The following is a 13700-nucleotide window of genomic DNA, read 5'->3' on the forward strand; positions in this document are numbered from 1 at the left end:
TTAATATGCTGGTTTTGTAATATATTTCTCAATCGCATCACGTATAATCTCTGCGTGATCAAAAGCCAAAACAGGTAATTGATCAATAGAAAACCATTGCACCGATTTTGCGTCATCTTTCGCTTTTGCTTGGGCTAACGAATCAATTTCGCCCATAAAAGCCACTGAAACCATGTGTCCGCGTGGATCCCGATGAGGGTTTCCATAAGCTTTAATTTGTTTTACCTGAAAAAGTTTGATATCTGTTTCTTCAAACAGTTCTCTTTTTGCAGCCGTTTCCAAATCTTCATTTTCATCTACAAAACCACCGGGTAATGCCCATTGTCCTTTAAAAGGCTCATTTAAACGTTGTATTAATAAAAGCTCGTGACTATCATCGGTTTTTCTGAATAAAACCACATCAACGGTAACAAATATTTTTGAAGTATAAGTCATTTACAAGATCTTTAATTGAATTAAAGCTAATAAAATTACACTAATTATAGCTAATAAAATTCCGATGCCCGCATTTTTTGTAATTTTTTCTTTAAAGTACAACTTGCCAATAAATGTTCCACCTATAATCACACCTAAATTCATAGTTATAAAGACAAGGGTAGGGCTGTTAAAAAAGATTTTATGTGCTTTTAAATAGAAATAAATGTTAGAAAAATTTAAACAACCTAATATAATTCCGTAAAAAATATATTTATAATTCCATTTTACTTTTATAAAGAAAAGATAAGATCCGGTGATAATTGCACAAGAAACAAACACCAAAAAAAGAGCTACTATATATGGAATGTCTTTATTAAGTGCTAAAATTTTGAATAAGGTATCAACTGTTCCATATCCCAAAAAGACCATTAATGGGTAAATTATGTTAAATTTTCCATCTTTTGTAGATTTTTTGTACAATAAAAACACGATACTTACGAATGCCAAAACAATAGCAATAAATTTTGACCACGTAAAAACCTCGTTAAAAAGCTTAAAACTTAATACAACCGGGATAATGAGTGATAAACGTTGGAAAATATCTGTTTTAGCTAACCCAGATTCCTTTAAAGATTTGTTTAAGAAATAAAACATTGCCGGCATTAAAACCCCCAATAAAACGGTTATATATGAAAAAGACTGTTTTAAAGCGGATAAAGTGATTGAATCATAAAACAAAATATAAGAGACAATTATTGCTACAATGTAATTCACAAAAACAAAAAGGAACAAGTTTTTTATATCTTTTATTTTCAGATACTTAATAAAGAATCCGACTAATAATGAAGAAGATAAGCTTAGTAATAGAGAGGTCATATAAATATCGTTTTACAATTTCTATTTTACATAATATAAATTATAGTTCAATATAATAACAAATTGAATTATTATACTTTAATATATTTATAACATAAAATCAAACACATATATTTTTAAATTCCACAAATATCACTATTTTTGCGGTGTTTAAAAAAATAAAATAAGTGGAAAATTCTAACGCACAAAAGATTCTTAAAGCATTACAATCAGAAGTAAACGCAAACGGAATCAATACATCTGCAATTATTCCGGAATTGAAAAAACTTCGCGAATTTGCTTTACTTGAAGAAAAACCTTATTTAGTCAAAGCCTTGCGATTGGCTTGTGAGCATATCGATAAAAATAATGATTTTTTAATTGGAATTCCTTCAGATGAACCAATTGAGGAAAATACTGAAATAAAATCAGAAAGCTCTGCAAATGAAAGTTTTACGTATTTCATATCACTTATGTTAGATTTAGAAAACAAACATAATGTTGCCGATTTAAAAGAATACAATCAACAATTCCAACAATTTTAAATCATGTTAAATTTTTTTAGATTTATTGGTGCTTTAGAAGGAATTTCCTATTTGGTTCTCTTTTATAATATGTTGTATAACAAAATCAATAATCCTGAATTATACCAACAATTATTATTTCCTATTGGGATGGTTCATGGCATACTTTTTGTTTTATACGTTATAATAGCTTTTTACTTAAAAGTAGAATATAATTGGTCTGTTAAGAAGCTTGGTTTAGTCCTTTTAGCCTCGCTTCTACCGTTTGGAACATTTTATTCAGACTACAAATGGTTAAAAAGTTAAAAAAAATTTTGTTTTTGGTTAAAAAAGATTAATTTTACCAAAAATTTATAATTACAAATATTCTGTTATTATTAATAATTTAAAAAAAAGTTTTATGAAAAAAATAACTTTGCCTTTAATTGCTACAGTATTAGGTTTAGCTAATATGAATGCTCAAGAAGGATTACCTTACAACAAATGGTCAATCGACGTTAACGGAGGTTTAACAAAACCATCAGCTCCAATGACACCAGGTTATAATGGTGATACTTTCTTTGGTTTGGTACACGCTGATGCTGGTGTACGTTATATGTTTAATAACAAATTTGGTGTTAAAGCTGATTTTGGTTATGACTATATGAAAAGTGGTGAAAATTCTGATTATTTTAGAACTGCACACTACAGAGCTAGCTTACAAGGGGTTGCTAACTTAGGTCGTATCATGAATTTTGAAGAGTGGACAAGAACTTTAGGTTTACAAGCTCATGCTGGTGCAGGATATTCTTGGATGCAACCAGGAAAAGATGGTTCAACAGCAATTGACTATGATAAAGACCAAATGGGACACATGATTTTAGGTTTAACAGGACAAGTTAAATTAGGAAACCGTGTGGCTTTAAATGCAGATTTCTCCATGATCAACACTATTCGTCAAGATATGACTTTTGATGGAGCCGGTTATGTTGACGCTAACGACAGAGGTTTTAACGGTACGTTCTATAACGCTACATTAGGTTTATCTTTCTACTTAGGTGGAAACGAGCAACATGCTGACTGGTATGCTAATGATGGTTTAACTAACAGAGTTGAAGCTTTAGAAAACCGCGTAACAGACATCGAAAATAAAATGATCGATTCTGACAATGACGGTGTAGCTGATTATTTAGATTTAGAACCAAATACTCCAGCTGGAAACATGGTTGATACTAAAGGTCGTTCTATTGACTTAAACAAAAATGGTATTCCTGATTCTTACGAAGAGTACTTCGATTCAAGATATGCTATGAAAGGTGATACTTTCTCAGCTGCAGATTCAAATACAGCTCAGGATTTGATCAACCAAGGATACGTTGCTGTTTATTTTGATTTTGATAAATCAGCTCCTAAAAATGCAGAGTCAACAAACTTCTTAATTACTTACTTACGTAGTAATCCAGAAGCTACAGTTGAAGTAAACGGTTTTGCTGATTCAGTTGGTAACCCTACTTACAACCAAAGATTATCTGAAAAACGTGCTAAAAACGTAGCTAAAATTTTAGAGCAATCTGGTATCTCTAGTGATAGAATTAAAGTTGTTGCTAACGGAGAAGATACTTCTTTCGACGGTAAAAACAAAACTACTTCTAAATTTGCTAGAAGAGTAACTTTCAAAGTAAACTAATTAATAGTTTCATACATTTTAATAAAAAAGAGAGGTTTATACCTCTCTTTTTTTATTCTTATATTTGTAAAAATTTGCGATATGAAATTTAAGGTTGAATCTGAATTCAAGCCAATGGGAGACCAACCCACAGCTATAAGAAGTCTTTCACAAGGAATTAAAAATAACGAACGTTTCCAGACATTGCTTGGTGTTACAGGCTCTGGTAAAACGTTTACGGTTGCAAATGTTATTCAAGAAGTACAAAGACCTACTTTGGTTTTGGCACACAATAAAACATTGGCGGCCCAATTATATTCAGAATTCAAACAATTTTTCCCTCACAATGCGGTAGAATATTTTGTGTCATATTACGATTATTACCAACCGGAAGCATATTTACCCGTAACCGGAACATACATAGAAAAAGATTTATCTATTAATGATGATTTAGAGAAGATGCGGTTAAGTACTACTTCTTCCCTCCTTTCCGGTCGCAGAGATGTTTTAGTAGTGGCTTCTGTTTCTTGTTTGTACGGTATAGGAAATCCAACAGAATTTCAAAAAAATGTAGTTCATGTTGAACAAGACCAACTTATATCCCGTACAAAATTTTTACAACAACTGGTTCAATCTTTATATTCCAGAACGGAAGGTGAATTTTCTCATGGAACTTTCAGAATTAAAGGAGATACCGTGGAAATTTTCCCAAGTTATGCAGATGATCCCTTCCGGATTCATTTTTTTGGTGACGAAATTGAAGCCATAGAAACCTTTGATTTACAAACATCAAAAGTTATCGAAAAGTATTCGCAATTGAGCATCTATCCTGCAAATATGTTTGTTACATCGCCTGATGTTTTGCAAAAAGCCATTTGGGAAATCCAACAAGATATGGTAAAACAAGTCGATTATTTCAAATCTATTGGTAAACACTTAGAAGCAAAGCGTTTAGAAGAGCGTACTAATTTTGATTTGGAAATGATCCGCGAATTAGGATATTGTTCCGGCATCGAAAATTATTCTCGTTACTTAGACGGAAGAGAGCCCGGTTCTCGCCCATTCTGTTTGTTAGATTATTTTCCAAAAGATTATTTAATGATTATCGACGAAAGTCACGTTACCGTTTCACAAGTACACGCAATGTATGGCGGCGATCGTTCACGTAAAGAAAATCTGGTTGAATATGGTTTTAGATTACCTGCTGCCATGGACAATCGTCCGTTAAAGTTTGAAGAATTTGAGCTGATGCAAAATCAAGTGGTTTACGTTTCTGCTACTCCGGCTGATTATGAATTACAAAAATCTGAAGGTATTTATGTAGAACAAGTAATTCGTCCAACGGGACTTTTAGATCCGATAATAGAAGTACGTCCGAGTCAAAATCAGATTGATGATTTAGTAGAAGAAATTCACCAAAGAGCAGAAATTGACGAGCGTGTTTTAGTAACCACTTTGACTAAACGAATGGCTGAAGAATTAGCAAAACACTTTACTAAGATTGGTATTCGTTGCAGATACATTCATTCAGATATTGATACATTGGAACGAATCGAAATTATGCAGGATTTACGTAAAGGTTTGTTTGATGTGTTGATAGGCGTGAATCTTTTGCGTGAAGGATTAGATTTACCCGAAGTTTCATTAGTAGCTATTTTAGATGCAGATAAAGAAGGTTTTCTGCGCAGTACCCGTTCGTTGACACAAACTGTTGGTCGTGCGGCAAGAAATCTTAATGGGAAAGCTATTATGTACGCCGATAAAATTACCGTTAGCATGCAGCGAACTATTGATGAAACGGCTTACAGACGTGATAAACAAATGGCTTTTAACAAAGAACATGGTCTAAAACCTAAAGCTTTAAATAAAAAAATCGAAAAATCTTTGGCAGATCGGTTTAAATCTTATGAACAAAATGAGCCCGTATTAAAGACTGTTGCAGAAGAAACCGTAACTTATAAATCAACAAAAGATATCGATAAAGCTATTAAAGAGAAACGGAAGGAAATGGAAAAAGCAGCTAAAAATTTAGATTTCTTACAAGCGGCAAAATTACGAGATGATATAAAAGAATTAACAGATAAAAAGAATACTATATAATTTTTTTTAATATTTTTAGCCTAAAATCAATTATATATGAAAAACTTAAAAAGAGGCTTATATTTCATACCGCTTACCGTAACCTTAATGTTACAAAGTTGTTTTTATACGGCTGACGATAACTCTTCAAAGTATTACGCACCTTATGAACCTGTTTATATGAGCCGTCAGCAGTTAGAAAATTCCATAAAAATGTCAGACCCCAGAAGTATGACAAAAGCCGGAAAAATCTATGTTAAAGATCAGTATATTTTTATAACCGATGAAAACAAAGGTTTCCACATTTATGACAATTCAAATCCCAATGCTCCACAATTAACAGGATTTTTAGAAGTTCCGGGGGCTACTGATATGGCAATAAAAAACAACACCATTTACATTAATCAAGCAGTTGATTTAGTGGCTGTAACCGTTAATAACACTACCGTTAACGTGCACAAGCGCATACCCAATACGTTTCCTCAAAAATTAAGTCCTGATGGATCGGGGTATTATAATTCAGGAGAAAATGAAATAATTGTTGATTGGAAAAAGAATTAAGTATGAAAAAGTTATTAAAATTCGGTTTTATTCTTGCGGCGAGTTTAACCTTAACCTTTTGTTCAAGTGATGGATCTGATTCAGCAAATCCGGGGTCATCTGAAAATGTCGGTAAAGGCGGATCTATGGCCGTTTTTGCCATTAAGGGAAATTATTTATACACTGTAGATAATCAAGACTTACACGTTTTTCAGATATCTGATACAAACAATCCTGTAAAAGTTAATAAAGTAACTATTGGCAATGATATAGAAACCATTTATTCTTTAGGCGATTTAATGTTTATGGGGTCAAGAAACGGCATGTTTATTTATGATGTTTCTAATCCTGAAACACCAAAATATTTGTCGGCAGCTCAACATTTTACAGCTTGTGATCCGGTGGTAGCAAACGAAGGATACGCTTATGTAACCTTACATTCAAATACTGGTTGCGGTAATAATTTAAATACCTTAATGGTTTATGATATTGCAGATGTTACCAATCCTGCACTAATTCATCAAAGAAATTTGACGTATCCAAGAGGTTTGGCATTATATGAAAATTATCTGATTATTTGTGATGATGAATTAAAGATTTTTGATACGACCAATCCGGCAGAACCGGTTTTAGTAAAATCAGTAAATTATAAATTTAAGGATATTGTAGTTTATAACGATATAATGTATGCCTTTGGAGAACAAAAAGTCACACAATTTAAATGGAACAGCGGTGATTTTCTATCACTAACCGCAATTAGCGATATTACTTATTAAGCTTTCTTTATGAAAGCTTTTTTCTTGTATCTTTGTTAAAAATAGAACCATGACAAATAATGATATTTTAAAGAAATTACGTGTTGCGTTGCAATTACGTGATGATCAGATTGTAGAAATTTTAAATTTGGTTGATTTCAGAATTTCAAAAGGAGAAATAGGTAATTTCTTCAGGAATGAAGATCATCCCAAATATGTAGAATGTCAGAATCAGATTTTACGAAATTTTTTAAATGGTTTGGTAATTTACTTGCGGGGAACAAAGGAAAATCCTAAAAACCCTAAAGAAGTTCTGGCTGCCGTGGCCGCATCAAAAAAGCCGTTAACAGACAAACCCTTGGTTAATAACAAGATAAAAACCGATAAAAAATATTCAAAACCTACAGTAAAGCCAGTCCCCAAAACTAAAACTACTACTCCCCTAACTCAAAAAGATATTATGGGAAATGTAAAGTTTAACAATGGAAAGACTAAAGAAAATAATTAGGTTGTTAATTTAATACTGAAATTTAAATACATCTTTTTTTAAGTTAAACACAAATCTAATCATTATGCGAAAATTATTACTTTTTATAATAGTTTCAATTTTTTTTATTACATCCAAAGGGCATGGGCAACCTTTATATAATCAAGATTGGGGAACATTAATTCCGATATATAACAGAACTGTAAAACCATTTTCTTCTCTCAAGACCATAGTGAGAACCTATTTATTTGTAGCAGAAGTTCATCCTAAAACAGGCTGTCTTTATTTGGTAAACGCCAATGGAGATGAAATTTTTGAATATTGTCCGGATCAACCCATACCAAAATTAATTTATAAAATCCCAAATAATGGAGAAGGGTTTTCTAATATTGAGAGTATGAAATTTGATTCTGACAATCATTTAGTTCTTTCTGGCAGAACAGCAAATTCAAAACTTGCTACATCTGGAGCTTATAGTGAAAGTGTAATTTTTGGAGAATCATCAAGACCTACTTTTATTTCAAAGATAGATTTAGAAGGGAATCTTATATGGAGTACTTATTTTCACGATTTAGTAGCTAATGCCTCTCATTTAACAATTGATGCTGATAATAATATTTATATTTTAAATAAAAGAAATAAAAATACCGTGGCTTCTTCTTCTTCTTTTCAAGAAACAGGTGATTTAAATACCTCGGTAGATTATCAAGATGTAATAAGTAAATTAGATTTAAACGGCAAGCATATTTGGAGTACATTTTATACAAAAGATAACTCTAAAATAAGAAGTATCGTTGCAGGTACTGATGGATTATATATTTACGGAGAACATTTAGGAGCCAACCCTATAAGTAACTATTTTGGAACATCAAATAGTTTTCAAGAATTTATTTCAGATGGAAAATCTTCGTTAAAAACTCTTTCTAAAGTATTTCTCTCTAAATTTAGCTTTGAAGGGAAAAGAATTTGGAGTACTTATTTTGGGTTACAAGACACAAATGTAACATATGGTAATACTTTAAGAAATAATCATAGTTTAACAGTGATTAACGATGAAGCTTATATATTAACCTCTCATAAAAAATCTTCCCTCAAAAATAAAAATATTACAACGGAAGGAGCCTACCTAAGTGAGCCCTTCGGATCCGAGAGTCCCAAAACTATTTCCAAATTTTCTTCAAAAGGTGAAAGAATATGGACTAGTTACATTAATGCCGGAGAATATGTGTTTAGTGATGGAAAAAATCTTTTCATTTCTTCATCTCCTGCCAATGGGAATAGTGAAAAGAATCTTCCTATTACTAAAAATGCTCATCAACCTAAACACGGTGGAGGAAGATCAGATGTTTATATTTCTATTTTATCTTCAAATGGTACGACATTAGAATATGCTTCGTTCTACGGTTATGAAGGTCAAGATTCTGGTGTTACTTTACCAACCCAAAACGGATTTTATATTATAGGCTCCTCAAATCTAAATCAAAAAAAGAAAGCTCCTTTCGTAACGTCTAATACCTCTGAAAATGAATACTTTAAAGTTGGTGAAGATAATTACTCAGGTGATTTTTTATCCTATTTTGCACAAAAAAAATTAAAAGACAAAAAAAATAAAAAGAAAAGAAGAAGATAACACCACTTATTTAGTAATTTGATTAGCTACGATTAATAATGAAAAAGAAATAAAAACGATCAATAAGATCGTTTTTGTTTTAATTTTTAATCCAATTTTTAATGATCTGTTTTCCATTTGGTGTTAAAACCGATTCGGGATGAAACTGAACTCCTCTGATATCATACTCTTTATGGCGTATTGCCATAATATTTCCGAAATCATCTGTAGCGGTGACAATAATATTTTCTGAAAGATTTTCTTTATTAATACACCATGAATGATAATGTCCGATAGAATTATTATTTGACAAATTATACCATAAATAGTCGTTTTCAAGAAAGTGTAATTGAGAAGAGATTCCGTGTAATGGCTTTTCTAAATTAATCAGTTCACAACCAAAATACTCTGCAATTGCCTGATGACCCAAACACACACCCAAAATACTTTTTTTGTTTTTATAGCAATCAATTACATCTAATAACAATCCGGCTTCTTTGGGCAACCCCGGTCCTGGTGACAGCACAATTTTATCAAATTTCTCTAATTCTTCCAGGTAAAATTTATCGTTCATAAAAACAGACACTTCTACTCCATCAAAACTTTCTAAATAGTGAACAATATTGTGTACAAACGAATCGTAATTATTAATAACAGCAATTTTCATTCAGCAAAAATACACTAAAATTTATTTTCTACTTCGGCTGCTTCTAACAACAAATAGTGCATATCGGTATTTTTCATAAACGGTTTATGTAAATGATTTCCGGGACCAAACATAGCAACTTCAACATAATCAGCAGAGTGATCCATTGAAATCCATCCAACAGAATTGTGTTTTTTCTGGATTTCTGCAAATGCTTTAAACGGCAAATGTTTGTAATTATACAATCCGTCATCACCTTTTTTCAATCCGTTGTAATAAGACGCAATAGTTTTGGCATCCTCATCGTCCAATTCCACATTAATTGTGCTTTTGATGAACTCTTTAATTTGGCTTTCTGATTGATTGTTTTTAATATTGTTCAGAATATATTCGTTGGTATGATTGTATTTTGACAGACTATCAAAATGATCGTTCGCAAATTTCCCATAGATTAATCCCGGATTGGCATTTCCGTGATCTGTGGTAATTACAACCAATGTATTTCCGTCTTGTTCTGCAAACTTCATAGCCACTGCAATAGCATCATCAAACTGCAATTGTTCGTGGATTAAGGCAGAAATATCGTTAGCGTGCGCCGCCCAATCAACCTTACCAGATTCTACCTGTAAAACGAAACCTTCTTTATGATCTTTCATTTGATTGATGGCGATTTCTGTCATTTCAGCCAACGTAGGAATAGTATTAGTCAATTCCGTTGATTGTTTTCTGTCGATTTGATACGGAAGCGCATCAAAATCAAAAACACCTAATAGTTTTTTAGATTTATCAGTATTTTTTAAATCTGATTTGCTTTTTGCTACCACATAATTTTGCTTTTCAAAAGCAACATACATATCCTTTTTATCTTTGCGGTGTTCTGCGGCAAAATACTGTTGTCCACCGCCCATCAATACATCGTAGCCAATTCTTAAATATTCTTCAGAAATGACCGATTGATCATTTCGGCTTTTTAATGAAACGGTAAATCCTGCCGGAGTAGCGTGAGTAACCGGAACTGTGGTAACACAACCCGCTTTTTTACCTTTTAATTTAAATTTTTGCCAGATAGGCAAATGTTCTTCTCCGGACGGACTAACATTTAATGATCCGTTATTTATGCGAAAACCACCTCCCCAAGACGAGCTTGCGGCTGCAGAATCGGTAACGATTGATGAAGCTGAAGCCATATCCATTAAACCGCGAGAAACTTTATTGTCAAGATATAATTGTAGCCAGTTACTGCTTTTTCCTAAAATACGGTTTGAATAAATATTGGCAAGGTTTAATGTGCCTGTGCTCATTCCATCGCTCACCATAAAAATGATGTTCTTGGCTTTTTTATTAGTTGCATTTATCGTTGTTTCATTAGCTGAAGCAAAACTTTCAATAGGATTTAAAATAGTAGAACCTAATGCTGCTAAACTTCCTAATTTAAAAAAACTTCTTCTTTTCATCTTTTAGATAATTTTATACAAAAATAGGCAAACTCTGATTGGTTTGCCTATTTTAAATATATTAAATATTTGTTACTTAAAGATTAATCTAAATCAACCATTACCTGATTATGCAACAAATCTTTTATCGTTTCGTGTTTTCTGATTAAATGTATCTTATCGTTATACACCAATACTTCTGCCGGTTTAAAACGTGAATTATAATTTGATGTCATTGAAAAACAGTAGGCTCCGGCATTATGAAAACATAAAATATCACCCTCGCTAATTTCAGCAATTTTTCGGTTACTTGCAAAAGTGTCGGTTTCACAAATATATCCTACAACCGAATAAAAGCGTTCTTTGCCCCCATAGTTTGAAATATTTGTTATGTGATGGTACGAATTGTAAAACATTGGACGGATTAAATGATTAAAACCAGAATCTATCCCCGCGAAAACGGTTGATGTGGTTTGTTTTACCACATTTACTTTTGCAAGAAAAAAACCCGCTTGCGAAACCAAAAATTTTCCCGGTTCAAAAACCAATGTCAGGTTTTTACCATATTCTTTGCAAAATTGGTTGAAACGAACGGTTAATTTTTCACCTAATTCTTCAACATCCGTCTCTAAATCACCTTCTTTATATGGAACTTTAAAACCACTTCCAAAATCAATAAACTCTAAATTTTTAAATTGTTTAGCGGTTTCAAACAAAATTTCAGAAGCATATAAAAATACTTCGATATCTAAAATATCAGAACCTGTATGCATGTGGATTCCGTTAACCTTCATTTTGGTGTTTTCGATAATTCTTAAAATGTGCGGTGCTTGATGAACCGAAATTCCGAATTTACTATCGATGTGTCCCACAGAAATATTACTGTTCCCACCTGCCATAACATGCGGATTGATGCGAATACATACCGGAATATTGGGATGTTTTGTTCCAAACTGTTCTAAAATTGAAAGGTTGTCAATATTGATGTGAACACCTAATTTTACAGCTTCTTCAATTTCTTCCAACGAAACACCATTAGGTGTAAACATAATATCTTCCGGTGCAAAACCAGCTTCTAAACCCAATAAAACTTCCTGTATAGATACAGTATCCAAACCACTGCCCTTCTTCTTCAACAACTTTAAAACGGAAATGTTTGTCAAGGCTTTCGCCGCATAATTGATCTTTAATTTTTTAACACCCTTAAATGCGTCTTGTAAACGTTGAAATTGTGATTCAATTTTGTTGCCATCGTACACGTACACCGGACAACCATGCTGTTGTGCAATGTTTAATAATAAATTTGTATCCATTTTTGTTTAAAATTGTTGTTGAAGGTGCAAATTTAAAATTATTAGCGTAAAATTGGAGTTTTTTGAATCCTTTCTTTAAAAAAATTCAGGAAACTGTTTTTAAATTAACAGATGTGTAATTATTTATATCTTGCTGCTTTTAAAAAGCTCATTACTTTTTCTTCGTTATATCCCTTGCCTTCTTCTAAACTTCCGCTTTCCTGAAGTTTTACAACCTTACCATTGGCATCCAATACAATAAAAAAGGGATATCCCAACTTATCTCCGTTTGGTGCATATTTTTTAAAAACAGTTTCGTTTTTATTCTCTGTTGAAAAATTTAAGTGATAATATAAAAAATTCTTATTCAGTTCGTTTTTAACCTTAGTGTTAGTTTTGATAAAATCATTAAAAAGCAAACACCAGCTGCACCAATTTCCACCGGCTTGTAAAATAATGTTTTTGTTTTCTTTCTTTGCTTTTTTAATAAGTGCATCAATTTTTTCCTGAGCATTATCGTTTGGATTGTATGGTTTTTCTAACGACTTCTTTTCGGAAACGGTATTTTTAGTTTGAGCTGCTGCGTGAAAAGAATTAAAAAGAACTCCAATAAAAAATAAGGCAATTATATAATTTTTCATTATTAAAATTTTAGTCTAAATTACTAATTATTTTCAAGACTTTATTTACTGATCCAGTGTTTAAAAGCTTGTACACGTTCGCGGCTAACAATGATTTCTTCGTCTTTATAATTATTCAGGATAATTTTCAAACGCGAATTACTGTAGATGCTTATTTCCTTAATAGCTGTTAAAGCAATTAAAAACTGCCGGTTTACCCTAAAAAACAAATCGGGATTCACATCTTTTTCAATATTTTCCAAACTATCGTCTAAAGGAAACGACCTGCCTTCGGTAGTAGTTAAAAAACTGCTTTTAAATGCACTGTAAAAACATTCAATATCATTGCTATCAATAATTTTTATAATGTTTCCTGTTTTTACAACAAATCGTTTCTTGTACTCTTTGTTATATACTGCATGTAAATTTTGTTGTGAAAACGGCGTTTGCAACGAAGTAAATTTTTCCAACGCCGCTTTCAGTTCATTTTCATCAATAGGTTTCAACAAATAATCAATACTGTTTAGCTTAAATGCTTTTAAAGCATATTCGTCATAAGCAGTTGTAAAAATAATGGAGCTATTAATGGTTAACTGTTCAAAAATTTCAAACGATAAACCATCGGAAAGCTGGATATCAACCAAGACCAAATCGGGATGTTCATTGGTTAAAAACCATTCAATGCTTTCGTTTACAGATGATAAAACAGCAATTACCTTACAGTTTAAACTTTCAACTTTGCGTTTTAGCAATCGTGCCGCAGGTTTTTCGTCTTCAATTATTACAACTTTCATTTTG

15 protein-coding genes are annotated in these 13700 nt (G+C 32.1%); 8 read left to right on the forward strand and 7 right to left on the reverse strand.

The features are described 5' to 3' along the window. Positions 1 to 435, reverse strand: a complete 435-nt coding sequence (locus tag BLW20_RS05350; RefSeq protein ID WP_091097145.1) for an NUDIX domain-containing protein — start codon at positions 433 to 435, stop codon at positions 1 to 3. Further along, positions 436 to 1293: an EamA family transporter gene (locus tag BLW20_RS05355; RefSeq protein ID WP_091097147.1), complete on the reverse strand. Its 858-nt coding sequence runs from the start codon at positions 1291 to 1293 to the stop codon at positions 436 to 438. It abuts the gene before it with no gap. Positions 1294 to 1460: 167 nt separating this feature from the next. Here BLW20_RS05355 and BLW20_RS05360 point away from each other — a divergent pair, with 167 nt between their 5' ends. The 8 genes from BLW20_RS05360 (at position 1461) to BLW20_RS05395 (ending at position 8932) form a co-directional block, all read left to right on the forward strand. Further along, positions 1461 to 1817, forward strand: coding sequence for a hypothetical protein (locus tag BLW20_RS05360; protein WP_091097150.1), 357 nt, complete (start codon positions 1461 to 1463; stop codon positions 1815 to 1817). A gap of 3 nt (positions 1818 to 1820) precedes the next feature. Next, on the forward strand, positions 1821 to 2102 hold the full coding sequence (locus tag BLW20_RS05365; RefSeq protein WP_091097152.1) for a DUF3817 domain-containing protein: 282 nt from the start codon (positions 1821 to 1823) through the stop codon (positions 2100 to 2102). A 94-nt stretch (positions 2103 to 2196) separates the two neighbouring features. After that, positions 2197 to 3462, forward strand: a complete 1266-nt coding sequence (locus tag BLW20_RS05370; protein ID WP_091097154.1) for an OmpA family protein — start codon at positions 2197 to 2199, stop codon at positions 3460 to 3462. Between the two features lie 81 nt (positions 3463 to 3543). After that, positions 3544 to 5541, forward strand: coding sequence for an excinuclease ABC subunit UvrB (gene uvrB, locus BLW20_RS05375; RefSeq protein ID WP_091097156.1), 1998 nt, complete (start codon positions 3544 to 3546; stop codon positions 5539 to 5541). Positions 5542 to 5577: 36 nt separating this feature from the next. Next, the gene (locus BLW20_RS05380; protein WP_091097158.1) at positions 5578 to 6081 is read left to right on the forward strand and encodes a hypothetical protein; all 504 of its coding nucleotides are present in this window, start codon (positions 5578 to 5580) and stop codon (positions 6079 to 6081) included. A 2-nt stretch (positions 6082 to 6083) separates the two neighbouring features. Then, positions 6084 to 6836: an LVIVD repeat-containing protein gene (locus tag BLW20_RS05385; protein WP_091097204.1), complete on the forward strand. Its 753-nt coding sequence runs from the start codon at positions 6084 to 6086 to the stop codon at positions 6834 to 6836. 49 nt (positions 6837 to 6885) lie between these two features. Then, on the forward strand, positions 6886 to 7323 hold the full coding sequence (locus tag BLW20_RS05390) for a DUF1456 family protein (RefSeq protein ID WP_091097160.1): 438 nt from the start codon (positions 6886 to 6888) through the stop codon (positions 7321 to 7323). A 64-nt stretch (positions 7324 to 7387) separates the two neighbouring features. Further along, complete coding sequence (locus tag BLW20_RS05395; RefSeq protein WP_091097162.1) at positions 7388 to 8932, forward strand: hypothetical protein; 1545 nt, start codon at positions 7388 to 7390, stop codon at positions 8930 to 8932. Between the two features lie 79 nt (positions 8933 to 9011). Here the strand turns inward: BLW20_RS05395 and BLW20_RS05400 are convergent, their stop codons facing one another. The 5 genes from BLW20_RS05400 to BLW20_RS05420 form a co-directional block, all read right to left on the reverse strand. Further along, entirely contained in the window at positions 9012 to 9578 is a 567-nt protein-coding gene (locus BLW20_RS05400) for an anthranilate synthase component II (RefSeq protein WP_091097163.1), read from the reverse strand. A 14-nt stretch (positions 9579 to 9592) separates the two neighbouring features. Then, positions 9593 to 11011, reverse strand: a complete 1419-nt coding sequence (locus BLW20_RS05405) for an alkaline phosphatase (RefSeq protein WP_091097165.1) — start codon at positions 11009 to 11011, stop codon at positions 9593 to 9595. Between the two features lie 83 nt (positions 11012 to 11094). Beyond that, complete coding sequence (gene lysA / locus BLW20_RS05410) at positions 11095 to 12303, reverse strand: diaminopimelate decarboxylase (protein WP_091097167.1); 1209 nt, start codon at positions 12301 to 12303, stop codon at positions 11095 to 11097. Between the two features lie 119 nt (positions 12304 to 12422). Further along, positions 12423 to 12923 carry a thioredoxin family protein gene (locus BLW20_RS05415; protein WP_091097170.1) on the reverse strand — a complete coding sequence of 167 codons (501 nt, stop codon included), beginning with the start codon at positions 12921 to 12923 and terminating at the stop codon, positions 12423 to 12425. Between the two features lie 41 nt (positions 12924 to 12964). Further along, positions 12965 to 13696, reverse strand: a complete 732-nt coding sequence (locus BLW20_RS05420) for a LytR/AlgR family response regulator transcription factor (RefSeq protein ID WP_091097172.1) — start codon at positions 13694 to 13696, stop codon at positions 12965 to 12967. Between the last annotated feature and the right edge of the window lie 4 nt (positions 13697 to 13700).

It is taken from the genome of Paenimyroides marinum (assembly GCF_900108395.1).
In the GTDB taxonomy this organism is placed as follows: domain Bacteria; phylum Bacteroidota; class Bacteroidia; order Flavobacteriales; family Flavobacteriaceae; genus Flavobacterium; species Flavobacterium marinum.